Annotated in this window: 22 protein-coding genes; 8 read left to right on the forward strand and 14 right to left on the reverse strand. The window is 61.3% G+C overall.

Going from position 1 to position 22,734, the window contains the following annotated elements; all coding sequences use genetic code 11:
- Together KJS28_RS03625 and KJS28_RS03630 are read left to right on the forward strand one after the other, a co-directional pair.
- On the forward strand, positions 1-3,021 hold the full coding sequence (locus tag KJS28_RS03625; RefSeq protein WP_213541772.1) for a M14 family metallopeptidase: 3,021 nt from the start codon (positions 1-3) through the stop codon (positions 3,019-3,021).
- Positions 3,022-3,158: 137 nt separating this feature from the next.
- Positions 3,159-3,908: an acyl-[acyl-carrier-protein] thioesterase gene (locus KJS28_RS03630; protein ID WP_213541773.1), complete on the forward strand. Its 750-nt coding sequence runs from the start codon at positions 3,159-3,161 to the stop codon at positions 3,906-3,908.
- 56 nt (positions 3,909-3,964) lie between these two features.
- Here KJS28_RS03630 and KJS28_RS03635 read toward each other — a convergent pair whose 3' ends face one another.
- The 10 genes from KJS28_RS03635 to KJS28_RS03680 are packed head-to-tail and all read right to left on the reverse strand — an operon-like array spanning position 3,965 to position 13,087.
- The gene (locus tag KJS28_RS03635; protein ID WP_213541774.1) at positions 3,965-5,953 is read right to left on the reverse strand and encodes a complex I subunit 5 family protein; all 1,989 of its coding nucleotides are present in this window, start codon (positions 5,951-5,953) and stop codon (positions 3,965-3,967) included.
- Positions 5,950-7,410 carry a complex I subunit 5 family protein gene (locus KJS28_RS03640; protein ID WP_213541775.1) on the reverse strand — a complete coding sequence of 487 codons (1,461 nt, stop codon included), beginning with the start codon at positions 7,408-7,410 and terminating at the stop codon, positions 5,950-5,952. The genes KJS28_RS03635 and KJS28_RS03640 overlap by 4 nt, the downstream gene beginning before the upstream one ends.
- 14 nt (positions 7,411-7,424) lie before the next feature.
- A complete protein-coding gene (locus KJS28_RS03645; RefSeq protein WP_213541776.1) occupies positions 7,425-8,870 on the reverse strand; it encodes a complex I subunit 5 family protein in 1,446 nt (481 codons plus the stop codon).
- Between the two features lie 24 nt (positions 8,871-8,894).
- On the reverse strand, positions 8,895-10,382 hold the full coding sequence (locus KJS28_RS03650) for a complex I subunit 5 family protein (protein ID WP_213541777.1): 1,488 nt from the start codon (positions 10,380-10,382) through the stop codon (positions 8,895-8,897).
- Complete coding sequence (locus tag KJS28_RS03655) at positions 10,379-10,771, reverse strand: cation:proton antiporter subunit C (protein ID WP_213541778.1); 393 nt, start codon at positions 10,769-10,771, stop codon at positions 10,379-10,381. The genes KJS28_RS03650 and KJS28_RS03655 overlap by 4 nt, the downstream gene beginning before the upstream one ends.
- Positions 10,772-10,774: 3 nt before the next feature.
- On the reverse strand, positions 10,775-11,680 hold the full coding sequence (mbhE, locus tag KJS28_RS03660; RefSeq protein WP_213541779.1) for a hydrogen gas-evolving membrane-bound hydrogenase subunit E: 906 nt from the start codon (positions 11,678-11,680) through the stop codon (positions 10,775-10,777).
- Positions 11,655-11,960 carry a Na(+)/H(+) antiporter subunit B gene (locus KJS28_RS03665; protein ID WP_021859176.1) on the reverse strand — a complete coding sequence of 102 codons (306 nt, stop codon included), beginning with the start codon at positions 11,958-11,960 and terminating at the stop codon, positions 11,655-11,657. The genes mbhE and KJS28_RS03665 overlap by 26 nt, the downstream gene beginning before the upstream one ends.
- Positions 11,957-12,307, reverse strand: coding sequence for a cation:proton antiporter (locus KJS28_RS03670; protein WP_021859175.1), 351 nt, complete (start codon positions 12,305-12,307; stop codon positions 11,957-11,959). Before KJS28_RS03670 ends, KJS28_RS03665 begins: the two co-directional genes overlap by 4 nt.
- The gene (locus tag KJS28_RS03675) at positions 12,297-12,617 is read right to left on the reverse strand and encodes an MrpF/PhaF family protein (RefSeq protein ID WP_228298459.1); all 321 of its coding nucleotides are present in this window, start codon (positions 12,615-12,617) and stop codon (positions 12,297-12,299) included. The genes KJS28_RS03670 and KJS28_RS03675 overlap by 11 nt, the downstream gene beginning before the upstream one ends.
- Positions 12,617-13,087: a Na+/H+ antiporter subunit E gene (locus tag KJS28_RS03680; protein WP_213541781.1), complete on the reverse strand. Its 471-nt coding sequence runs from the start codon at positions 13,085-13,087 to the stop codon at positions 12,617-12,619. Before KJS28_RS03680 ends, KJS28_RS03675 begins: the two co-directional genes overlap by 1 nt.
- A gap of 295 nt (positions 13,088-13,382) precedes the next feature.
- Between KJS28_RS03680 and KJS28_RS03685 the strand changes: the two genes are divergently transcribed.
- Positions 13,383-13,928 carry a TetR/AcrR family transcriptional regulator gene (locus KJS28_RS03685; protein WP_213541782.1) on the forward strand — a complete coding sequence of 182 codons (546 nt, stop codon included), beginning with the start codon at positions 13,383-13,385 and terminating at the stop codon, positions 13,926-13,928.
- Positions 13,929-13,997: 69 nt separating this feature from the next.
- Here the strand turns inward: KJS28_RS03685 and KJS28_RS03690 are convergent, their stop codons facing one another.
- Complete coding sequence (locus KJS28_RS03690; RefSeq protein ID WP_213541783.1) at positions 13,998-14,228, reverse strand: hypothetical protein; 231 nt, start codon at positions 14,226-14,228, stop codon at positions 13,998-14,000.
- A 120-nt stretch (positions 14,229-14,348) separates the two neighbouring features.
- On the opposite strand from KJS28_RS03690, the gene KJS28_RS03695 reads away from it, so the two are divergent.
- From KJS28_RS03695 to KJS28_RS03705, 3 genes are all read left to right on the forward strand, one after another.
- On the forward strand, positions 14,349-15,686 hold the full coding sequence (locus tag KJS28_RS03695; RefSeq protein WP_213541784.1) for an MBOAT family O-acyltransferase: 1,338 nt from the start codon (positions 14,349-14,351) through the stop codon (positions 15,684-15,686).
- Between the two features lie 12 nt (positions 15,687-15,698).
- Positions 15,699-16,652 carry a GDSL-type esterase/lipase family protein gene (locus KJS28_RS12635; RefSeq protein WP_213541785.1) on the forward strand — a complete coding sequence of 318 codons (954 nt, stop codon included), beginning with the start codon at positions 15,699-15,701 and terminating at the stop codon, positions 16,650-16,652.
- Positions 16,653-16,717: 65 nt separating this feature from the next.
- Positions 16,718-17,248 (forward strand): hypothetical protein, encoded by a 531-nt coding sequence (locus KJS28_RS03705; RefSeq protein ID WP_213541786.1) that lies wholly within the window; start codon positions 16,718-16,720, stop codon positions 17,246-17,248.
- A 44-nt stretch (positions 17,249-17,292) separates the two neighbouring features.
- On the opposite strand, the gene sigG is transcribed toward KJS28_RS03705, so the two are convergent.
- From sigG to nifS, 3 genes are all read right to left on the reverse strand, one after another.
- Positions 17,293-18,063 carry an RNA polymerase sporulation sigma factor SigG gene (gene sigG, locus KJS28_RS03710; protein WP_021859168.1) on the reverse strand — a complete coding sequence of 257 codons (771 nt, stop codon included), beginning with the start codon at positions 18,061-18,063 and terminating at the stop codon, positions 17,293-17,295.
- A 323-nt stretch (positions 18,064-18,386) separates the two neighbouring features.
- Entirely contained in the window at positions 18,387-18,824 is a 438-nt protein-coding gene (gene nifU, locus KJS28_RS03715) for a Fe-S cluster assembly scaffold protein NifU (protein WP_213541787.1), read from the reverse strand.
- A gap of 28 nt (positions 18,825-18,852) precedes the next feature.
- The gene (gene nifS, locus KJS28_RS03720; protein ID WP_213541788.1) at positions 18,853-20,037 is read right to left on the reverse strand and encodes a cysteine desulfurase NifS; all 1,185 of its coding nucleotides are present in this window, start codon (positions 20,035-20,037) and stop codon (positions 18,853-18,855) included.
- Positions 20,038-20,220: 183 nt separating this feature from the next.
- Here nifS and KJS28_RS03725 point away from each other — a divergent pair, with 183 nt between their 5' ends.
- Together KJS28_RS03725 and KJS28_RS03730 are read left to right on the forward strand one after the other, a co-directional pair.
- The gene (locus KJS28_RS03725; RefSeq protein WP_213541789.1) at positions 20,221-20,625 is read left to right on the forward strand and encodes a Mini-ribonuclease 3; all 405 of its coding nucleotides are present in this window, start codon (positions 20,221-20,223) and stop codon (positions 20,623-20,625) included.
- A 1-nt stretch (position 20,626) separates the two neighbouring features.
- A complete protein-coding gene (locus KJS28_RS03730) occupies positions 20,627-22,363 on the forward strand; it encodes an Rqc2 family fibronectin-binding protein (protein WP_213541790.1) in 1,737 nt (578 codons plus the stop codon).
- The last annotated feature ends 371 nt before the right edge of the window (positions 22,364-22,734 follow it).

Genomic DNA, 22,734 nt, shown 5'->3' on the forward strand with positions numbered 1-22,734 from the left:
ATGAGAAAGAGCAGATTTGTAACCAAAATTTTGGCGACTGTCCTATGCATCGCAATGCTCATCCCCCTGGCGGTCACCACAAACGCTGCCGAGACCGGCAGCGACTCAGCGGCATTTACGAGCATCAGCACCACACGCCTGTCCATGACGGATCAGCGTGAGGTCACCCTGTCCTTCAACCTGGGCTACAAGCCTGAGGCCACCAATCTGGAGTGGACCTTCGGCGGCGATCCTCTGGACGAGTGGCGCAACTGGGAGGACGAGGAGAATGGCGGTGAGCCCGTGTTCACCGTGAAGGATCTGACCATTGCCGAAAACGGCGACGTGTCGGCAGTCCTCAGTGTGGATTACCTGTTTGACGGCGATGACGCCGCCTACTGGCGTCCCTGGTACGCCTACCGTGGTTTGTATGAGCTGAAGGTGACGGATAAGTCCACCGGCAAGAGCGCCAGCCAAACCATGCGCTATGAGGTCTACGATTCCTACACCCCCTATGACGAGCTGGACAGCAAGATCAAGGACATCATGGACCACCAGACCAACAATCTGTATATGTCCTATGAATCCACGGGCCTTTCCACCGACGGCAAGGACATCATGGAGGTCATCGTGGCACGGGACAAGGCCGTGGTGGACAACTACATGGCCCTGCTGCAGCGGGCTCAGACCGATCCTGAGGCCGTGGCCGCCGATGTGAAGTCCGGCAAGCTGGCGGACTATCAGATCCCCGTCTACATCACCAACATCCACCCCAATGAGTGCCCCGCCGTGGACCAGCAGATCGAGTTCCTGAAGGCCATCGCCACGGAGGAGACCATCTCTTATAAGAACGCCGACAACGAGACCTGCACCTATAACGTCAAAGACGTGCTGAGCGACGTGTTCTTCATCATCCGTCCCACCGAGAACCCCTATGCACTGGAGCACTATCAGCGTGGCAACTCCGAGGACTTTGACCTGAACCGTGACAGCACCTATCAGACCCAGATCGAGTCTCAGGTAGCCACGGCGGATCTGGTGAAGTGGAAGCCCGTCACGCTGGTGGAGTTGCACGGCTTCATCTACTATGCCCGCACCCAGCTGCAGATCGAGCCCTGCACGCCTCCCCACGAGCCCAATCTGGAGTACGACCTGTTCATGAACTACGCCCTGCAGGGCGCACGGGCGTTCGGCGACGTGGCCTCCATGAACTCCATCTACAATTCCTCCAGCGAGTACGCCAAGGAGAATGGCGCCACCGAGGACAACAAGCCCTGGTACGACATCGCTCTGGAGTCCGGCTTTGATCCCGCTACCGGCCGCTTCGAGTATCCCTCCGACGATATGTCCACCAACTACACCCCCACCTATGCGCTGTTCCACGGCACCATCGGCTACACGGTGGAGTGCGGCGAGAACAACGAAGCCTCCGTCACCATGGGTAAGTACGGCCTCATCGGCCATACCGCCTACGTGGCCGAGAACAAGGACGACCTGTACCTGAACCAGCTGGAGTTCTTCCGGCGGGCGCTGAACAACGAGGAGTCCCCGGAGACCGAGAAGTGGTTCGTTACCCAGGACAATCAGGTGGAGGCCAACTTCCGTGAAAAGGACGAGTACGGTAAGTTCTATCCGGAGTACTACGTCATTCCCACCGATGCCGATTCCCAGCGGGATATCGCCGACGCCTACTTCATGCAGGAGTACTTCATCCGCAACGGCGTGCAGGTGGAGAAGCTCACCGAGGACGTGACGGTGGACGGTGTGACCTATAAGGCCGGCGCCTTCGTCATCGATATGCACCAGATCAGCCGCAGCTTCGCCAACGCCGTTCTGTATAAGGGCAAGATCGTGAAGAACTGGACGGGGCTTTACAGTGAGTCCGTCACCAACTTCCCGGAGCTGCGTGGCTTTGACTGTACCGCCATCACCAAGGCCGGTGTGTTCGAGGGTAAGACCGCCGACGCCAACACCGTGGAGTACGGCACGGCATGGGTCACCACCTACGGAAACACCGCCACCGTTATCAGCAACAACGGTCTGGCCGCCGTCAACGCCGTCAATGACCTGCTGGCCAAGGGCGTCACCGTGGGTTTCATCACTGAGGCCGGCGATCATTACAGCAAGGGCGACTTCGTCATCGACCACAAGGATGCCGGTCAGATCGACGACCAGTATGTCATCGAGATTACCCATGTGGCGGATGTGCCCAAGGCCAAGGTCATCACCGAGCCTAAGGTCTATGTGGACGACGACCACTTTGACCGCTTCGCCTTCAGCCGCCAGATGAACTTCAAGACCACCAGCGATGTTTCCGAGGCCAACGTGGTGTTCTCCAGCAACGAGCCGGAGGAGGACGTGCAGGCTGCGGTAAAGGCGGGCCTGCCCTTCGTGGGCGCCAGCGCCAACATCCTGGAGTACGCCAAGGCCACCATCCCCGGCTTCGACTTCGACATCCAGTGGATCATCGAGGAGGGAATGTACGGCCCCGAGGAGGTCTATAACGACTACGAGGCCCTGTTCAACGTGGAGTATGCCGACAGCCTCATCACTGCCAGCTATGCCGCCGACGGCGACTTTACCACCTACACCAAGGGCGGCTCCATCATTTCCGCTTACCCGGAGGAGGCCGCCGTGCTCATGCGGGCCAGCAGCGAGGATGACTTCTACAAGGCCGGCTGGTGGAACGGCATCGACGATCCTGAGGCGGGCCTGAAGGGCCACGCCGTGGCTATCGACTATCAGGCCAACGGACTGGATATGACGGTGTTCTGCACCAGCATCACCAATAAGGCTCACCAGACCGATGACTACCGTCTGGCTACCAACGCCATTTACAGTAAGCTCCTGGGTACCGACTTCAACGTGGAGTCCGGCGAGACCCCTGAGCCCACCCCCAACCCGGATACCAAGCCCGATACCGGCAAGGATACCCAGTCTCCGGAGACCGGAGACGGCATGACCGTTACCGTGTGGGTCATGGCAGCGACTCTGTCTGTGGCCGCTGTGCTGGTGCTCTCCGCCAAGAAGCGTGAGGATTGATCTTCTTCCCAAATAGCCACATAACCTGAAAATAGCCCCCTCCGCCTTACAGGCGGAGGAGGCTGTTTTTTCGGCGGGTTGCCGGAAATGGGAAAATGTGGTATGATACTAAAAAACATTTTCCCCGGAGGTGCGTTATGACCCAACTGCAAGGCTTTTTTGAGAAGAACTTCACCCTGTCCCCGGACTACTGCGGGGCATCGGCCCGGATGTCGCCGCTGGCGGCCTTCACTATGTTTCAGGCCATTGCCGCAGAACACGCCGAGCGCATCGGCGTAGGCGGTGCAGCCATGGCGCAACGTGGCGCCTTCTGGCTGACTCTCCACAGTCGGGTGGACTTTTTTCAATGGCCTGCTCTGGCGCAGGAGGTGACGGCGGCCACATGGCCGGAGCACTGCGAGGGGAGATCCCTGCGCTGCTTCCGCAGCTACAGCCTGCGGCAGGGAGATCAGCTGCTGGCGCTGGGCCGCACCCAGTGGGCGGTGCTGGGGGAGAAGGGGCGGCTCATTCCCTTTGCCCAGTCTGGCTTCCCGGAGGATTTCCTCTTTGCGGAGCGGGAGGGCATCACGGAGGCCCCCGCCCGGTTCCGGGACGACCTGCTGCCGGAGGAGCTGGTGCAGCGGCATACGGTGCGTTCTACGGACATCGATATGGGCCACCATATGAACAATGTGGCCTATGTGCGGCTGCTGCTGGACTGCTTCCCGGCCAGCGTGCTGGCAGGCGGGGAAATCGCCTCCATGGAGGTCCACTATGCCGCTCCCTGCTTCGAGGGGGAGGAGCTGTCGGTTCTCTGCCGCCGGGAGGGCAGCATCTGCCGCATGGCTGTGCGGAAGCCCGACGGCAAGACCGCCGTACTGGCTGCCGTCCGCTTTCACGAAAAGTAAGTGAGCATACAAAAGCCCCGCAGGAAACGCTTCCGTTTCCTGCGGGGGCTTTTTGCTTATCCGAACACGTGGAGGATGACGCACAGCAGGATCAGGCACAGACCCAGACACGCCATCAGCAGGGCAAAGGAGAGACTTCCCTCCATCCGCTGGAAGGTGTCCAGTACGGTACCTACGTGATCTGCCGTCTCCTCTTGGGAGTACTTGCTGTTGTGGGACATGGCCCGCACCACAGAGCTATGGGGCGAGCGGCGGACGTGGTCACGGGTATCCCGCAGCAGGGTGCGGCGCATCACCAGCACCAGTAGGTCCAACAGGTCGCATGCCACCCGGCACAGGGTCATCAGTACCCGGATGAGCCACCGGAAGAGGGGCTTGTAGACGCTCTCCTCCAAGCTGAGCCACGCCGGCCACAGGGAGCGGTAGCGAATCTCGCCGTCCCGACGCTCCGTGAGAAGGGGCCGGATCAGCAGGAAATATACCAGCATACCGATGGACAGGGAGATGACCACGCCCTTGAGGTTCTCCCAAGCCAGATAGTGGACGGCATGGGAGAAATCATGACCGCCGGTGAAGGAGAGGGTAGCGGCGGCGATTTTCTCCGACAGCCCATGGGGCAGCAGACCCAGCATCGGCAGCGGTATCGCTGCCAGCATCAGCGCCGCCACGGAGAGGGGCGTTCCCCAGCGCCGGGAGGCGGCGTGGGCATCTGCCGGTGCCGTCTGCCAGAATACCGCCACATAGATTTTGGTGAGATAGGCCACCGTCAATCCGCCGGATAGCAGGAACAGCCACTCTACCACCGTAATGGCGGTGCTGCCGGTCTCCACCGCCAGCTCCACCACCGCCTCGTGGACCAGCGTCTTGCTGACGTAGCCCAGAAAGCCGGGGATACCGGCCAGAGAGCAGGCTCCGCACAGAAACAGTCCGTGGAGCAGGGGCTTACCTCGCCCGAAGCCACGGATGCGGTTCAGATCCAGCTGGTGGGTGTTGTAATACACCACACCGGCAAAGAGAAAGAGGGTCAGCTTCACCAGCGAGTGGTTCAGCATATACAGCACCGTACCGTGGGCGGCCAGCGCGTTGTGCTCCCCCAGCAGGGTCAGCATGGCCACGCCCACCAGAATGAACCCGATCTGGGACAGGGAGGAGCAGGCCAGAATGTACTTGAGGTTGGTGGAGAACACCGCCATTACGGCGCCCAGTACCATGGTGATGCAGCCCAGTATCAGCACCAGAACGCCCCAGCTGCGGTTGCCCGGCAGCAGGTAGACGGTGACGACCAGAATACCGAAAATACCCGCCTTAGTCAGCACGCCCGACAGCAGAGCGCTGGCGGGGGCCGGGGCCACCGGGTGGGCCTTGGGCAGCCAGATGTGCAGCGGGAACACACCCGCCTTGGCGGCGAAGCCGAAGAACACGCACAGAGCCGCCCACCACAGGGCCGTGCGGTCCGTTACGGCGGCGCAGGCATCCTTCAGCTCCGACAGCACCAGTGTCCCCGTCAGATGCTGGAGCAGGAACAGCCCCATCAGCGTCACAAGACCGCCCAGAACAGCGATGGTCAGATAGGTCTTTCCGGCGTCCAGCGCCTCCGGCGTCTCCTCCTGCACCACCCACACATAGGAGCCGAGGCTCATAAGCTCGAAGAACAGGAAGGTGGTCTTGAGATCCGCCGACAGGAACACGCCCAGCGTAAAGCTCAGGCAAATGAGGAAGAAGAAATAGTACCGCCGCAGGTGGTGATGGCCCCGGAAATACTGGGGCGACAGCATGGCGCAGATGAGCCACATGAAGCACACCACCAGCCCATAGAGCCGCTGGAAGCCGCCAAAGGTGAAGGACAGCCCCACTACGGGGGAGACGATGACTGTCCCTACCGGCAGACGGCACAGGGCCAGCATGGCCCCCAGCACCAGCAGCGCCGTGGCGATGACCAGCTCTCCGACCCACTGAGCGGAGAGCTCCCTCCGCCGTGGGATAGCGATGCCGACAGCCATGACGGCGGGCAGCATAAACAGGATCAGCAGATAGAAGGTCGTCACAGTGTCACCGCCTCTCGGATCAGATCCAGCAGCCCCTGGGGCATCAGGCCCATCAGCAGGCAGGCCGCCGCCAGCACCACCATGGGTACCAGCATCTGCCACCCCGCCTCATGGATGGAGCCCTCCGGAATGGCCGGAGCGCTGTGCCGGGGGAACCATGCCCGGACTGCGATCTGGAACATATAGATAGCCGTCAGCAGCGCCGACACCAGCAGCACGCCGAAGCCGATGATGGGCAGGGGCTGATAGGTGTCCACCGCCGCCAGAGCCATGTACCACTTGCTGACAAAGCCGGTGAAGGGGGGGACGCCCGTCAGGGCGCAGGCCGCCACCGTGTAGCACACGAAGGTCACGGGCATCCGCTTGCCCAGCCCCTCCAGCTGATGGACGTACTCCCGGTGACTGTAATGCAGTACGGCTCCGGCGGTGAAGAAGGCCAGGATCTTCACCACGGAGTGGACGATGAGGTGCAGAAAGGCCGCCGTCAGCGCCGGAAGGGTCATAATGGTAGCGGCGAAGAGGATGTACGACAGGTTCGACACCGTGGAGTAGGCCAGCCGCCGCTTGAAGTGCCGCTGCTTCACCGACATACAGGAGGCGAACGGGATGGTGATAAGGGTCAGAGTCATCACCGCCTGCTGCGCCCACGTCCCCACCAGGATCTCCGTGCCGAAGGCGTAGTAGATCAGGCGGATACAGGCGAAGGCGCCGGATTTCACCACGGCCACCGCATGGAGGAGCGCCGTCACCGGTGTGGGGGCCACCGCCGCAGCGGGCAGCCATGCGTGCAGGGGCCAGATGGCCGCCTTAACGCCGAAGCCCACAAAGGCCAGCACGAATACCGCCAGCAGCAGCTGCCGATCGCCGGTGTAGCCCGCCAGATGGCCGCCCAGTGTGAAGTCCTGCGCATCGTTGACAACGAGAAAAACCAGCCCGATAAAGGCCAGCGCCGCCCCGCTCATGGAGTAGACGGCGTACTTGACGCCGGCCTTCCGGGCGGTGGTGGACATGGGCTGCATCACCAGCGGAAGAGTGGCCAGTGTCAGCAGCTCATAGAACAGATACATGGTCATCATGTTTCCGGCGAAGGCCACTCCCAGCGTTACGCCGAAGGAGACGGTGAAAAACGACCAGAACATGGACAGATGCTTCTCGTGGCTCATGTAGTCGAAGGCGTACAGCATGGTAAAGGGCCACAGGGTAGCGGCCAGCCCCGCAAAGAGCCGGGAAGCGCCGTCCATCCGCAGGGTAAGGGTCAGCTCCTCCGTGAAGCGCAGCAGCTGGAAGCTCTCGCTGCCGCAGCGGAGAATGGAGAGCCATGTTATCGCCGAGGTCAGGCAGATCAGCACCCCATAGAACAGATGGCGGCTGCGAGTGCTGGGGAAGCGGATCAGGTACGAGGCAAGCCCGCCCACCAGCGGCAGGAAAATGGGAAGCGTCAGATAAAGTCCGTTCATTTACCCGCACCTCCTTAAAGCACCTGCGCTGCCAGAGACTGGAACAGCGCCGTCAGCCGGTCGGGGAACAGACCCAGCACCAGACACACCGCCGCCAGCACCACCAGCGGCAGGGTCATGGCCGGAGGCTCCCGGAGCCGTGGCTCCCCGGCGAAGCCCTCGCCGGGGAAGAAGGCGCTGACGATGGGGGCGAACAGGTATCCCGCCGTCAGCAGTGCCGACACCAGCAGCACCGCCGGGACCAGATAGGCCAGAGGGCCGCCGAGTCCGTCCAGTGCCGCCAGAGAGATGGCCCACTTGCTGACAAATCCCCCGAAGGGCGGGATACCTACCAGCGACAGAGAGACGAACACCAGACACAAAAACGTCACCGGCAGGCGCCGTCCCAGTCCCCGGAAGTCCTCCACGTTCCGCAGCCCTGCCAGATGGATGATGACGCCGGCAATGAGGAAGAGACCGATCTTGGCCCATGCGTGGAAGAATACCTGCAAAAGGCCGCCGGTGAGGCCGTCCTCCGTTAGCAGGAACAGTGCCGTCAGCACGTAGGAGATCTGGGAGATACTGGAGTAGGCCAGCCGCTTCTTGAAGTCCCGTTCGCCGTAGGCCAGCATGGAGCCTATGAACACCGTCCCCAGCGCCAGCACCAGACAGGCCGTCTGAACCCATGTACCCCGCAGCGCAGAGGGGCCGGCGATGAAGTACAGTACCCGGATGATACCGATGACGCCCGCCTTGGTAATGATGCCCGACAGCAGGGCGCTGGCAGGAGCGGGAGCCACCGGGTGGGCCGAGGGCAGCCAGTTGTGCATGGGGAACAGGCCTGCCTTTGTGCCAAAGCCCAGCACCACGAAGAACACCGCCAGCAGCTCCAGTCCCGTGTGCTGCCCGGCAATGAGGGTGCCGCCTGGGGCGAAGTCCAGGGTGGAGGTATTGGTGTAGAGTACCACGATGCCGAACAGCACGAAGAAGGCGCCGCCAATGGAGTAGTAGAGGTACTTCATAGCGCCGGTAACGGCGTCGTGGGTCAGCTCATGGAGCACCAGCGGCATGGAGCAGAGACTGGTGAGCTCGTAAAAGACGTACATAGATACGAAGTCTGCCGACAAAGCCGTCCCCAGCAGCATCCCCTCCGACAGAAAGAGGAACACATAAAACCGTGCCTCATTTTGGGAGTGACTCATGTACTCCACAGAGTAGATGAGGGCCAGCAGCCAAGCCACCGCCGTCAGGGCGGAAAACACGGCTGCTACACCGTCCAGCTTCATGGCGATGGTCAGGGACTCCGTCAGGTGCCAGATGTTGGTGGTATAGCTGCGTCCGGACACCAGTGTCCAGACCACCAGCGCCGTTTCGATGATCTGCATGGTCAGCAGAAACGTGAGCCGCCCCCGGCGGCTGGGGAAGGGGAGCGCTGCCGCCAGACCGGTCAGCAGGGGCAGTGCGATCAAGAGAATCAGCATAGATGGTCACCTGTTCCTTTCCGGTCAGCCGCAGAATAGACCCATGCCCATGGCGAACAGCTCCGTCACGGCGGCGGAGCCAAGGCCAACGGCCAGATTCATGGCCGCCAGCCCCGCCGTAGGCAGGGGGGAGAAGCGTTTGGGACGCTGGGCGTGTTCCGTCTCCTCCGGCACCCAGATCAGCATGGCGGTGTAGAGGAAGTAGAGCACGTTCAGCACCGTGGAGGCCCCCAGCGCCAGCCATACCGCCCAGACTCGCCACCCGACGGTGGCGGCGGCAGCGGTGGCGAAGTACAGCTTGGGGATGAACCCGGCGAAAATGGGAATACCCACCATGGACAGAGCGCCTATGGTGAACAGCACGCCTGCTGCCGGAGCCCGATGGGCCGCCCCCCGCAGGGAACGGAAGTCCTGATGGCCGCCGGATGCCCCGGCCAGCCCTGCCCCGGAGAGGAACAGCATGGGCTTGGTGACGGCGTGGGCCACGATCTGCAGCAGCGCCGCCAGAAGGGCGGCTTGGGTCCCCATGCCCAGCCCCATGTAGATGTATCCGATTTGTGCGCCGGAGGAGTAGGCGATCATGGTCCGCAGCCGCCCCGTCTGAATGGCGGAAATGCTGCACACCACCATGCCGCCGATGCCCAGCACCAGCAGCAGGTCCTGAATACCGCTGGCGGCAAAGACCTCGATGCCGATGACCTGATAGATGATCTTGATGAGCAGGAAGATGTATCCCTTGGACACCACTCCCGACAGGATACCGGCGGAGGCGGGGGTGGCCCGACCATAGGTGTCGGGCATCCAGAAGTGGAAGGGAAACAGGCCGCTCTTAATGGCAAGTCCGCCCACCATCAGACCGATGGCCACGGTCATGGAGAAGCGGTAGGTGCCGTCGGCCCACAGCAGGGCAATGGACTCCTTCAGCTGTGGGAACAGCAGCTGGCCCGTAATGGAGTAGGTGAAGATGACGCCGATGAGAAACAGCCCGGAGCCCACCAGAGAAAAGATCATGTACCGCACGGCGGCCAGCAGGGGCCGTCCGCCGTCACGGGCCGCCAGCAGGCAGCAGGAGGCGATGGTCAGTACCTCAATGAACACGTAGGCGGTGAAGATATCATTGGTGTAGCACAGGGCCAGCAGAGCCACGTGGGCCAGATCGATCATCACCCAGTAAAGCCTCATTCGGTGCTCCGGGATGTCCCGGCGGATGCGGGGCATCCCACCCAGCACGCTCATCAGCATCACCGCCGCAAACAGCAGGGCCATGAAGGACTCCAGCACCCCCACGGTGATCTCGTTGCCCCACGGGGCGGGGTAATGACCCATCATATAGGAGTAGCTGGTGCCGTTCACGGCGCAGAACACCAGCAGCGCCGCCTGCATACAGACGCTGACGCTCAGCAGGAACAACGTCAGACCTCTGGCCCAGCGGTCGTTGGCGGCAAAGGAGATCACAGCGCATACCAGCGACAGAATGATGGCAAAGAGGGGGAAGTTCTGCACGAAGCTCATCGGCGGTCCCTCCTCTTTTTCTTATGGGAGATCATCATGTAGAGCTTATCCACGTCCAGTGTCCGATACGTCTTGTAGATCCGCACCGTCAGCGACAGCATCACCGCCGACACGCTGACGGAGACCACAATGCCCGTCAGCACCAGACCGGCGGGAATGGGATTGACATACCGGCTCATGTCCGTGACGCCGTCCACGATGATGGGAGCGGTGCGCCCGGCGATGTAGCCCCGGTCCGCCAGCAGCAGAAAGACGCCGCTGTCCATGATGTCCAGTCCGATGACCTTCTTGATGAGATTCCGGGAGAACAGCAGCATACAAAAGCCGATGACGAACAGCAGCACCGCCACAGCCTCCTCATAGTTAAAGGGGAGATTTTCCAGATGCATTTTTTACAGCTCCCCCCTTCGGAAGTACATATAAAAGCTATACATGGTGCAGCACACCACCAGTCCCACCGCCACGTTCAGCGGCAGGATCAGACCACCGGAGAGAATGTTCCCCGGCGTGCCGGGCGAGATGATGGAGTGCAGATGGTTGGCGCCGGTGAAGAAGGAGTAGCTCTTGGCCAGACAGTAAAAGCCCAGAGAGCACACCACCACCGCCCGGAGAATGGAGGCCCGGAAGGTGCGGGAGGCGGCCTCGTCGCCCCATACCAGCGCATAGATCATCAGACCCGCCGCCAGCACCGCTCCGCCGGAGAAGCCTCCGCCGGGGGAGAGATGGCCGTTGAGAAGGATGTATACGCCGAACAGCAGGATCACCGGGATCAGCCCCCGGCACACCCCGGCCACAATGGGATCGGCGGCGTAGTTCACCACCTCCTTGGGCAGGGGGCGGCGCTTTTTGGGGGAGAGATTCATGAGGATGGTCACGGCGCACACGGCGGTGAACAGCACAAAGGACTCACCCAGCGTATCGAAAGCACGGTAGTCCAGAATCATACCCGCCACGGTGTTGACGGCCCCGGTCTCCTCCGTACCCTGCTCCACATAGCGCTGGGCCACCTCATTGACGGTGGGTGCATCCGCCGAGCCGTAGCGGGGGAGGTTGGCCACCGTCATCAGCATCAGCGCCGCAAACACGGCGCACAGCAGGAAGGCCAGCACATTATAAAGCCGCAGGGAGCGCCGCAGGGAGCGTAGGAAGGTGTCCCGATCCCGCTTGGGCTGATAGGGCTCCACAGCCTCCGGCTGCGGCTCGTCCTTCTCCACATACAGCTGCTGAGTCAGGTCCAGATCGCCCTCCAGCCACTGGTGCAGCAGTTCCTGCTCAGTGGGTCGCTTCGTTTTCTTCATGGGGTTCCTCCTCTCCTTGCGTCTCCTCCACGTCGGCATCCCGGTCGATGCGGTCGATGCGCCGCAGCGTCAGGAAGAACAGAATGCCGGTGATGCCTGCGCCTACGGCGGCCTCGGTCAGGGCCAGATCGGGCGCCTCCAGCAGGATCCAGATGACGGACATGATGATGGAGTAGGCCATGTAGATGATGACCGCCCGCAGGGGCTTTTTCACCAGCGCCGTGGCCACGGCGCACACCAGCAGACCCGCCAGCAGCAATAGACGGAACACGGTGCTCATGGGGCGCTCACCTCCTCCGTCTCCTCCGGCAGCTCCAGATAGCGGGCCAGATCCTCCTGCCCGGCCCGGTATTCGAATTGCGCCAGCATATGGCTGGACAGGGGAGAGGTATACCACTGGATCACCAGCACCAGCACCAGCTTCCACAGCACGGCCCGGAAGCCCACCGCCACCATGACGCCCAGCAGTACCAGCCCCAGCGCCAGCGTATCGGCAATGGCGGCAGCATGGAGCCGGTTCAGGGCATAGTCAAAGCGGAACAGGCCCAGCAGCGCCGTAAGCAGGGCGAAAAGCCCCCCCACCACGCATAGGGCCGTCACGCCGAAGCGGATCCATTCACCGATCATGGGACGCCTCCTCCTTTTTCCGCTGATTGCGCTGATAGAGATTGATGTAAATGCGACAGAGCATCATCACGGCGATAAACGACAGCACCACATAGATCAGGGCGATGTCCGCCAGATAATCCTCTCCCAACAGGAAGGTCAACACCACGATGACCATCACCACGATGGTGCCGACGAGGTTGATGCCGATGATGCGGTCCACCGTCAGCCTGGCCCGGATGATATACACCAGCGCCGCAAGAATGCCCACAGCCAGCACCACCAGAGCGCCCCAGAACAGATAATTATAGCACTGCTCGATCAGATCCATCACTTGCTGCCCTCCAGCTTCTTCAGAATACGAACCAGATTCCAGTCCGGGATGGCCTCACCGCCGTCCTTATCCAGACACAGTACCAGAAATTCCTCCTCCTGCTGCCGGATGGTGACGGTGCCGGGGGTCAGGGTGATGGAGTTGGACAGCAGCACACGGGAGCTGGCCTCCTCCAGCGGCACCTGCAGCCGCACCACGGCAGGGCGGTAGGCAGCCTTGGGGGAGAGAATGACCTTCATGGTCTGCACATTGGCCTTCACGATCTCCCATACCAGCGTCACGCCGTATTGAAGATACCGCCCCAGCCGCCCCAGCACCCGCCGCTCGTTCCGGGGATGATACCCCAGCACGGCGACGCAGAAGGCATATACAAGCCCCGTTACGACGATGCCGAACAGGCAGATCTCCAGCGTCACCCGCCCGTTGAAAATAAGCCACAGCAGAAACAGAAACACACACATCAGCATGGACTGTCACATCCTTTTCCGGGGCGGGCTGTTCCGTACCCATCCCCTGATAATTTACATAAAACGTCCAAAGTTGCACGCAAAATTTATTGTACCATGGTTGGAAAGCACAAGTCAATAAAAAAAGGTTTCACAATGCGAAAAAATGAAGGAAAGCCGCCGGGAAACCCGGAAAGTTCCAGTCCGCAGCATAGGAAATCGTGCCGGTTTTTGGCATATTTCCACCGCCGGAAGGCACCCCTTGCGCCGGAGGGCGTCTCCTGTTATAATACGGTGAAGAACAGGAGGTGCGTTCATGGCGCTATACACACAAAAGGCCATCATGCGGGCCTTTGGGGAGATGCTGGAGGAGATGCCCTTCGACAAGATCACCGTGACGGCCCTTGTAAAGCGGTGCGATATCAGCTCCAACACCTTTTATTACCACTACCGGGACATCTATGATCTGTTGGATGCGTGGTTCCATCTGGAGTTGGGCCGCTTCACCGGAGAGGGTACCGACTGGCATACGTCCACCAAGGCCGTCATGCGGGAGTGTCAGGCCCATCCCGCCAAGATCTACCATGTGTTCAACGCCCTGTCACGGGACCGGATGGAGCAGTATGTGCTCTCCCTGACGGACGACACCTTTTTCCGGCTGGTGCAGCAGCAGACGGCAGACAGCGGCCTGCCGCAGGAGCGGGTGGAGGAGATCGCCGCCTTCTGTCGCTATGCCTATGTGGGCTTTTTCCTGCAATTCCTGTGGAACCGTATGGAGGCGGACATCGACCGCAGCGTGGACCGGCTGGGGGAGCTGATGACCGCCTTTGTCCGCAGCGCCATGGCGGAGCCGGCGAACTGAATTTTCGGATAAACCGGCAGAAATGTCCCCAATAGGACGCTTCTGCCGCCGTCTATGAGGGCGGGGCTATCATGCGGCCCGGGAGACGGCGGAAAAGTACGATATCAACGTGCCGTGGCTGATCCGCATGGATCCCACCTCCGCCTGCAATATGCGCTGCACCGGCTGCGTGGCCGGACGAGCATCAAAACTGAAACCGATGAACGAAAGTCCCACGGCGATGCCGTGGGACTCTATTCGTCCGGAGATAAAAGACAAATTGTAACCATTTTGTGCATATTTTGTAATTGTAATTCCCATGGGGATAGACCATAATAGAATACAGTTTCACGCAGCTTACGGGACAGCCTGCAGAGTGATCTGCGGGCTGTCTTTCTGGATAGACAGCATCGGTCACGTTCAATACCATAGGAGAATCGCATGGGCTTTAACACACTACCCTTTATTTTCATCTTTCTGCCGGTGTTTCTGGCAGTATATTACCTGATGCCGGAGCGACTGCGAAACGGCGTTCTGACATTAGGGAGTCTTGTCTTTTACCTGCTCGGCACATGGAAGCGGCCGTGGTGTCTGGCGCTGCTGCTGGGGCTCATGGCTCTGACGTGGCTCTCCGGCCGGAAGCTGGCGGGGAGCAAGCCCCTGCTGGTGGGGAACCTGCTGGTGCTGGGCCTGTGCCTTTTCGGCTTCAAATATGCCGGCCTGCTGGGCAGTGGCATCGCCCTGCCGCTGGGCCTGAGCTTTTACTCCTTCCAGATGGCTGCCTACGTCATCGACGTGTACCGTGGCCGCATGGAGCCGGAGGAGTGTCCGGTGTCCTACGCCGCAGAGATCCTGATGTTCCCCAAGCTCCTCTCCGGCCCTCTCATGGACCCGGCGGATCTGAAGGAGCAGATGTACCGCCGCACCTGCACCCTGCGGGAGCTGGATGCGGGCCTGCGGGACTTCATCATCGGTCTTTCCATGAAGGTGCTGCTGGCCAACCAGATCGGCGGCCTGTGGCGTCAGGTCAAGACCATCGGCTTCGAGAGCGTCTCCACCCCTATGGCGTGGCTGGGAATTGTGGCCTACTCTCTGCAGCTGTATCTGGACTTCTGCGGCTATTCATGGATGGCCATCGGCGTAGGGGAGATGCTGGGCTTCCGGCTGCCCCGGAACTTCGAGCACCCCTACGCCGCCCGCTCCATGCGGGACTTCTGGCGCCGCTGGCACATCAGTCTCAGCTCTTGGTTTCGGGACTATGTGTACATCCCGCTGGGCGGCAGCAAAAAGGGGGAGGGCCGTACCTACCTGAACCTGCTGGTGGTGTGGCTGTTTACGGGCCTGTGGCACGGCAGTACGCTGAACTTCCTGCTGTGGGGACTGTTCCTCTTTGCCCTCATCTCTCTGGAACGTCTGGGCTGGGGCAAGGTGCTCCGGCGCAGTCAGGTGATCTCCCGGCTCTATATGCTCCTGGTGATCCCCCTAAGTTGGATGCTCTTCGCCATCCCCTCCCTGAAGGACATCGGCAGCTATATCGGGCGGCTCTTTGCCTTCTCCGGCGGCACGGCGGTCCATGCACGGGATTTTCTGGTCTACGGACGGCAGTACGCCGTGGTATTGGTCATCGGTCTGCTGGTGTCCACGCCCTTACCGGAGAAGCTCTGGCGCCGCATCCGCACCTCCCCGCTGGGAACGGTGCTCCTGCTGGTGCTGTTCTGGGTATGCGTTTACTGTATGGCGGTGGCCACCAACGACCCCTTTATGTATTTCAGCTTTTGAGGACGAGCAGCCATGAAGAGATTAAAACCAAAACAGAGAGGACTGGCCGCGCTGGCCATCCTGCTGGTGGCCACCTCCCTGGCAGCCACCGTAACGGGCCTTGTGCTGAAGGCCCAGCTGCAAAAGTATGTAGGGGGCTGGGAGGACCGTCTGGCCATCGCCGTGCCATTCATGCTGCTGCATGACGACACAGACCTCCGCCGCATGGAGCAGGCCAAGCAGCGTAGTCAGGATGAGCCAAAGCAGCCGGAGCAGCCCACTGAACCGGAAAAGCCTGCCGAGCCGGAGCAGCCCACTGAACCGGAAAAACCCGACGAACCGGAGAAGCCGCAGGTGCCGGGAGTGCCTACGGAGCTTCCCACCGTGGTGCCGGGGGCCAAGTACGGCGAGGACGAGAGCTTTTTCGACGATGCCCTGTTCATCGGAGATTCCCGCATGGTCAGCTCCGCCTACTATGCAAGACTTGGCAAGGCAAATTACTTCACAGACGTTGGCATGAATGTTTTCCAGATGTTCTCCGTTACCGCCTCGGACGATAACTTCGATGCCACGGACCTGACGACCCTGCTGCAAAACCGTACCTATAAGAAGATCTTCATCATGCTGGGCATCAACGAGTGTGGCTACCCCATGAGCAGCCTGCTGAGCGCCTATCAGGAGGACATCGACACCTTGAAAAGTCTCCAGCCGGATGCCACCATCTACCTGCTGAAGGTCTACGGTGTGTCCCGCTCCGTGGCAGAGAGCGCCAGCTACTTCAGCCCCCAGCGCCTACAGGAGGTCAACGACGGCATCGCCGGTCTGGCCGACGGCAAGAAGGTTCACTGTCTGGACGCCTCCCACCTCTACTGCGATGACGAGGGCTACATGAAAGAGGAGTACACCAGCGACGGCGTCCATCCCTACGCCAAGGATGCAGCGCTGTTTGCCCAGTGGCTGTGCCAGCAGATCAGCGGCGGCCGGTAGGCCTTTACAGATCACCGGATGTGTGGTATCCTGTGTAAGAACACAAAAGGAAAGGGGGCGGCAAAATGACGGAACTCTATGACCGGGTGCAGCGCAGCCCCCGGCAAAAAACCTTCCCGTGGTGGGCGGTCATTCTGGCGATCGCTCTGGTAGTGCTGACCTGCATCGGCCTGTTCATCAGCCGGCCCCAGCACATCAAGAACCGCTACGAGGCCTGCATGGACGCCGTCTCCGCCAGCACCATCTATGCCAAGCGCCACCGGGGCGTCCGGGCGCTGGTGGACGGACAGGAGCTGCGCCTGCGGGAGAGTAACGCCCGCTCCATATACAGCAGTCTGGCCGCTTTGGGCGTGGGCCACTTCACCGACCGGCTGCCGGAGGGGGAGCCGGATGCCACCCTCTATTACAGTGACACCTCGGTGATGCGCCTGTGGCGCTATCCGCTGAAGCGCAGCAGCTCCGGCCGTTGGGAGGGTGTGTTCGTTTCCTTTGTATCGCTGGAGGGGAACACCTACTCCTACTACACCGATCGAACGGACTGGCAGAATATCTCATGGCCATTGTCACCTGAGAGCAACGCCCCGTGGAGCAACTGAAGAATGACCGAAGGAGGTGTGACCTGTGGGTCACACCTCCTTTTTCACAGCTCCTGCTTGATGGAGCGTATGGCATTTTTCTCCAACCGGCTCACCTGCGCCTGCGAGATGCCGATCTCGGAGGACACCTCCATCTGGGTCTTGCCCTGACAGAACCGCAGGGCCAGAATGTTCCGCTCACGGGGCTGCAAGTGGGAGATGGCGTCCTTCAGCGCCAGCTGCTGCAGCCAGCCCTCATCGCTGCTGTGGTCATCCCGGATCTGATCCATGACGCACACGGCGTCCCCGCCGTCGGCGTACACCGGCTCATACAGAGACACCGGGGCTGACATGGCGTCCATGGCGAACACCACCTCCTCACGGGGCAGCTCCAGCTCCTGGGCGATCTGCTCCACCGTAGGCTCCCGCTGTTGCTGGCGCAGGAGCCGCTCACGGGCCTGCAGGACCTTATAGGCAGTGTCCCGCATACTCCGGCTGACCCGCAGGGTGCTGTTGTCCCGGAGATAGCGGCGGATCTCCCCCACGATCATGGGAACGCCATAGGTGGAGAACCGCACCGGCTGACGGATGTCGAAGTTGTCGATGGCCTTGATAAGACCGATGCACCCCACCTGAAACAGATCGTCGGCGTTCTCGCCCCGGCTGCTGAACCGCTGGATCACCGACAGCACCAGCCGGAGATTGCCCCGGATCAGCCGCTCACGGGCCGCCATATCCCCCTGCTTGGTGCGCCGGAGAAGCTCCATCATCTCGTCGTTTTTCAGGATCTCCAGCCGGGCTGTATTGATCCCGCAGATTTCCACCTTCCCCTGCATACGCCGCCTCCACCACTTGGATGATGACAGTATTTCCCGCAGATAGGCGGCTTATACGGCGTGACAAAAATCCCGCACATTCGACGGAGAATAGAGAAAGCCTCTTGGCTGTCAAAAAGGGGGGACACTTTCGTCAACGGGGCGGAAGGGTGTGTGCGGGAAACCCGGAAGGGGTGTCCTGCACGATAATAATCACCATTTTTCAGAACTTTTTTGAAGTTCTGAAAAATGATTGCAGCGTGTCGAAAAAACTTTTCGACACGCTGAGTCCCTCAGCTGTCAGATACAGCTGAGGGACTTTTGATCTGTAAACGATTTCGCCCTTACACCATGCGGCAGGACTCCACCTCGCCGCAGTCATCCGGGAATTTGCTATGGTCGTACTCGATGCCGTTGCGGTCATAGTAGTTCTTGATGGCGGACTTGATGGACTCCTCCGCCAGCACGGAACAGTGCAGCTTGTGGGCCGGCAGACCGCCCAGCGCCTCCACCACCTGCCGGTTGGTGACGGCCAGCGCCTCATCGATGGTCTTGCCCTTGATCATCTCCGTAGCCATGGAGGAGGAGGCGATGGCGCTGCCGCAGCCAAAGGTCTCGAATTTCACATCCTCGATCACGCCGTCCTTGATTTTCAGGTACATCTTCATAATGTCGCCGCACTTGGCGTTGCCCACCTGCCCCACGCCGTCGGCGTCGGCGATCTCACCCACATTCCGGGGGTGCATGAAATGATCCATTACAGTATCGGTATACAGTGCCATGATAGTACTCCTTTCACTAAATCAACGCTTACAGCATGAATTGCTTCTTACCGGATTCCAGATCCTTCCATACCGGGGACATGGACCGCAGATACGCCACCACACGGGGAACCTCCCGCAGGATGTGGTCGATCTCCCAGGGCTGGTTCCACTCGCTGAGGCTCAGCCGCAGGGAGCCATGGGCCACCTCATGGGGCCGCCCGATGGCCAACAGCACATGGCTGGGATCCAGCGAGCCGGAGGTACAGGCGGAGCCGGAGGAGGCGCAGATGCCTGCATCATCCAGCAGCAGCAGGAGAGACTCGCCTTCAATGCCCTCGAAGCAGAAGTTGACGTTGCCGGGCAGCCGGTTCACCGGGTCGCCGTTGAGAGCGCTGTGGGGGATCTGGGACAGCCCCGCAATGAGCTTGTCCCGCAGAGCCGTCACCTTGGCCCGGTTCTCCTCCATGTGGGCGCAGGCATCCTCCAGCGCAGCGGCCATGGCGGCGATGCCGGGGACGTTCTCCGTACCGGCTCGCTTGCCCCGCTCCTGTGCGCCGCCCTCGATGAGACTGGTGATGGGTACGCCCTGCCGGACATACAGAGCACCTACGCCCTTGGGGCCGTGGAACTTGTGGCCGGAGAGACTCAGCATATCGATGTGCTGGGCCTTGACGTCAATGGGCAGATGTCCCGTCGCCTGTACGGCGTCGGTGTGGAACAGCACGCCCGCCTCCCGGCATACGGCGCCGATCTCCTCGATGGGGAGGATGCTGCCGATCTCGTTGTTGGCGTACATCACCGTTACCAGACAGGTATCCGGCCGGATGGCCTCCTTCACCTGCTGGGCGGTAACGGTGCCGGTGGGGCCCACCGGCAGCAGCGTCACCTCGAAGCCCTGCTTCTCCAGACGCTTCAGGGAGTGGAGGACGGCGTGGTGCTCAAAGGCGGTGGAGATGATGTGCTTCTTGCCCTTCAGCCGTCCCAGCTCCGCAGCGGACAGCAGAGCCTGATTGTCGGCCTCACTGCCGCCGGAGGTGAAGAGGATCTCACGGGGCTTGCAGTTCAGGCACCGGGCCATGGCCTCACGGGCGCTCTGCAGCAGCTCGGCGGCGTGCTGGCCCACACTGTGCAGGCTGGAGGGGTTTCCGTAGTTGTCCTCCAGCGCCGGCAGCATGGCGGCCAGCGCCACAGGGCTCATCTTGGTGGTAGCGGCATTATCTGCGTATATCATAGGGATTCCTCCTGAAAAGATTTACCTACCATTTTGGTATGTTAGTAGTATAGCAGGATTAACCTACCAAGTCAAGGGGTATTGAAAATTTTGGGAGAAAAAGCCCTCTCCGCCGGTGCGCTTGCATCTCACCCTGCTTTGTGATACACTGAAGCACATATATAGATTCAGGAGATAACGCATATGACCGACTACCTTCACATACAGCTGCCGCCGGATCAGATCCGGGGCATCAGCAGCATCGGATTGGCCCATATGGGGGATGCCGTGTATGAGCTGCTGGTGCGGACATGGCTCTGCGCCCACGGCAAGGCCACTGGCAAGGGCCTGCACCGGGCCACGGTGGCGCTGGTGTGCGCCCCCAAGCAGGCGGAGCTGGCCCAGCGCATTCTGCCCCTGCTGACAGAGGAGGAGCAGGCGGTGTTCCGCCGGGGTCGCAACGCTAACGTCCACTCCATTCCCGCCCACGCCAGCCGTGCGCAGTACCAGCAGGCCACGGCGCTGGAAGCGCTGCTGGGCTGGCTGCATCTCAGTGGCCGCCACGACCGGGTGGAGCAGCTGTTCGCCGTGATGATGGAGGGGGAATAATATGCCGCTGGACGCCATTTGTATGCAGGCCGTGGTCCGTGAGACCGCCGCACAGATAGAAAATGCCCGCATTGAGAAGATCCAGCAGCCGGCACGGGATCAGGTGATCCTGCTGCTGCGGGGCGGGCGGCGCCTGCTGCTCAACGCCGGAGCCAGCCAGCCCCGGCTGCATCTGACCCAGCAGCTGCGGGACAACCCCGCCCAGCCCCCCATGTTTTGTATGCTGCTGCGGAAGCATCTGGCCGGGGGACGGCTGCTGCGTCTGGAGCAGGAGCCGCTGGAGCGTGTGGTGACGCTGACCGTCCGGGCGGTGGACGAGCTGGGGGAGCAGAGCGACTACCGCCTGATCCTGGAGGCCATGCCCCGCCACGCCAACCTCATTCTGGTGGATCGGGAGGGCCGCATCGTGGACTGCCTGCGCCGGGTGGACTTCGAGATGTCCCAGCAGCGTCAGGTACTGCCGGGGCTTTACTACCACCTGCCGCCCCGTCAGGATAAGTGCGACCCGCTGACGACGGAGGAGGATGCCTTCCGCCGCCTGCTGGCCCGGCGCCCGGAGGACAGTCCGCTGGACCGCTGGCTCATGGATACCTTCACCGCCATTCCGCCTCTGCTGGCACGGGAGTTGGTCTGCCGCACCTGCGGCGAGACGGACGCCCGCAGCGCCGAACCCGATGCCCTGTGGCAGACCTTCCACACATGGCAGCAGCAGGTGCAGGAGGGCCGCTTTCTCCCGCAGCTGCTGGAGCGTGAGGGCCGACCGGCGGACTTTTCCTATTTCCCCGTGACCCAGTACGGACCCTCGGTCACCTGCCGCACCTACGACACCTTCGCCCAACTGCTGGATGACTTCTATCAGGGCCGGGAACAGGCGGACCGTGTTCGCCAGAAGGGGCAGGATCTGATGAAGGCCGCCACCGCCGCACGGGATCGTGTCCGCCGGAAGCTGGCCCTTCAGGAGAAGGAGTACGCCGCCGCACAGGACCGGGAGCCTCTGCGACTGGCCGGTGAGCTCATCACCGCCAATCTCTACCGCTTGGAGCGGGGCATGACCCACCTGACGGCGGAGAACTACTACGAGGAGGGCTGCCCCCAGCTGGATATCCGTCTGGACCCGCTGCTGACGCCTCAGCAGAACGCCGCCCGCTATTTCAAGCAGTATGCCAAGGCCAAGACGGCGGAGCGCATCCTGACGGAGCAGCTGGAAAAGGGCCGGCAGGAGTTCTCCTATCTGGAGAGCGTGGTGCAGGAACTACAGCAGGCGGAGTTGGAGCAGGACTTCAACGACATCCGTACCGAGCTGACGGAGGGCGGCTACCTTCGGGGCCGGGGCAAGAAACAGCCCGGCTTCCAGCGGGCTTCCCGCCCACGGGAGTTCCGCTCCACGGCGGGCCTGCGAATTCTGGTGGGCCGCAGCAACCGTCAGAACGACAAGCTGACGTGCAAGGACGCCGACCGCCGGGATATCTGGTTCCACACCCAAAAGATCCACGGCTCCCATGTGATCCTCTGCACCGGCGGCACAGAGCCGGACCGCCGGAGCATTGAGGAGGCCGCTTCGCTGGCCGCCTACTATTCTCAGGGCCGGGAGGGCGGCAAGGTGCCGGTGGATTATACCCCGGTGAAATTCGTGAAAAAGCCCGCCGGGGGGAAGCCCGGCATGGTAGTCTATACCACCTATCAGACGATCTACGCCGTACCGGATGAGGCACTGACCCGCCGTCTGTCGGTGAGGTAAGGTAAGCCCCGGAGGCCCTTCCTCCGGGGCTTGTAAATTTCTTAACGGCCGATTTTTCCCCGGATGACTTAAAATATACGGAATATCTTGCATAAATCAGTTGTAAATTCGGCGGAAGTATGATAATATATTGAATCACTGAACAGCGGCGCAGTATCCTAGTCAGATCTGCCGTCTTCTAAGAAGGGCCTAAAAATCCTTTTAAGGGCACAACTGTGAAACTCCTGGTGCCTGCTGCTTACGCCCAGTTTGGGGTGGGTGCTGGGAGGAGATGCGGGAGCCCCCGCATCTGCGGTGGTGGGGCGCCCTCCAATGGCATGGAGGACCCGACCCTGCCTCTGTGGAGACCTGCTGTTGTGCACAGGCGTACT

The organism is Vescimonas coprocola, assembly GCF_018408575.1.
Taxonomy (GTDB): domain Bacteria; phylum Bacillota; class Clostridia; order Oscillospirales; family Oscillospiraceae; genus Vescimonas; species Vescimonas coprocola.

What these genes read in the sequence shown, in the direction of transcription:
- KJS28_RS03625 (WP_213541772.1), top strand. Translation starts at nt 1, where the DNA reads ATGAGAAAGAGCAGATTTGTAACCAAAATTTTGGCGACTGTCCTATGC.
- KJS28_RS03630 (WP_213541773.1), top strand. Translation starts at nt 3,159, where the DNA reads ATGACCCAACTGCAAGGCTTTTTTGAGAAGAACTTCACCCTGTCCCCG.
- KJS28_RS03640 (WP_213541775.1), bottom strand. Translation starts at nt 7,410, where the DNA reads ATGAACGGACTTTATCTGACGCTTCCCATTTTCCTGCCGCTGGTGGGC.
- KJS28_RS03645 (WP_213541776.1), bottom strand. Translation starts at nt 8,870, where the DNA reads ATGCTGATTCTCTTGATCGCACTGCCCCTGCTGACCGGTCTGGCGGCA.
- KJS28_RS03650 (WP_213541777.1), bottom strand. Translation starts at nt 10,382, where the DNA reads ATGAGCTTCGTGCAGAACTTCCCCCTCTTTGCCATCATTCTGTCGCTG.
- KJS28_RS03655 (WP_213541778.1), bottom strand. Translation starts at nt 10,771, where the DNA reads ATGCATCTGGAAAATCTCCCCTTTAACTATGAGGAGGCTGTGGCGGTG.
- mbhE (WP_213541779.1), bottom strand. Translation starts at nt 11,680, where the DNA reads ATGAAGAAAACGAAGCGACCCACTGAGCAGGAACTGCTGCACCAGTGG.
- KJS28_RS03665 (WP_021859176.1), bottom strand. Translation starts at nt 11,960, where the DNA reads ATGAGCACCGTGTTCCGTCTATTGCTGCTGGCGGGTCTGCTGGTGTGC.
- KJS28_RS03670 (WP_021859175.1), bottom strand. Translation starts at nt 12,307, where the DNA reads ATGATCGGTGAATGGATCCGCTTCGGCGTGACGGCCCTATGCGTGGTG.
- KJS28_RS03675 (WP_228298459.1), bottom strand. Translation starts at nt 12,617, where the DNA reads ATGGATCTGATCGAGCAGTGCTATAATTATCTGTTCTGGGGCGCTCTG.
- KJS28_RS03680 (WP_213541781.1), bottom strand. Translation starts at nt 13,087, where the DNA reads ATGCTGATGTGTGTGTTTCTGTTTCTGCTGTGGCTTATTTTCAACGGG.
- KJS28_RS03685 (WP_213541782.1), top strand. Translation starts at nt 13,383, where the DNA reads ATGGCGCTATACACACAAAAGGCCATCATGCGGGCCTTTGGGGAGATG.
- KJS28_RS03690 (WP_213541783.1), bottom strand. Translation starts at nt 14,228, where the DNA reads ATGGGAATTACAATTACAAAATATGCACAAAATGGTTACAATTTGTCT.
- KJS28_RS03695 (WP_213541784.1), top strand. Translation starts at nt 14,349, where the DNA reads ATGGGCTTTAACACACTACCCTTTATTTTCATCTTTCTGCCGGTGTTT.
- KJS28_RS12635 (WP_213541785.1), top strand. Translation starts at nt 15,699, where the DNA reads ATGAAGAGATTAAAACCAAAACAGAGAGGACTGGCCGCGCTGGCCATC.
- KJS28_RS03705 (WP_213541786.1), top strand. Translation starts at nt 16,718, where the DNA reads ATGACGGAACTCTATGACCGGGTGCAGCGCAGCCCCCGGCAAAAAACC.
- sigG (WP_021859168.1), bottom strand. Translation starts at nt 18,063, where the DNA reads ATGCAGGGGAAGGTGGAAATCTGCGGGATCAATACAGCCCGGCTGGAG.
- nifU (WP_213541787.1), bottom strand. Translation starts at nt 18,824, where the DNA reads ATGGCACTGTATACCGATACTGTAATGGATCATTTCATGCACCCCCGG.
- nifS (WP_213541788.1), bottom strand. Translation starts at nt 20,037, where the DNA reads ATGATATACGCAGATAATGCCGCTACCACCAAGATGAGCCCTGTGGCG.
- KJS28_RS03725 (WP_213541789.1), top strand. Translation starts at nt 20,221, where the DNA reads ATGACCGACTACCTTCACATACAGCTGCCGCCGGATCAGATCCGGGGC.
- KJS28_RS03730 (WP_213541790.1), top strand. Translation starts at nt 20,627, where the DNA reads ATGCCGCTGGACGCCATTTGTATGCAGGCCGTGGTCCGTGAGACCGCC.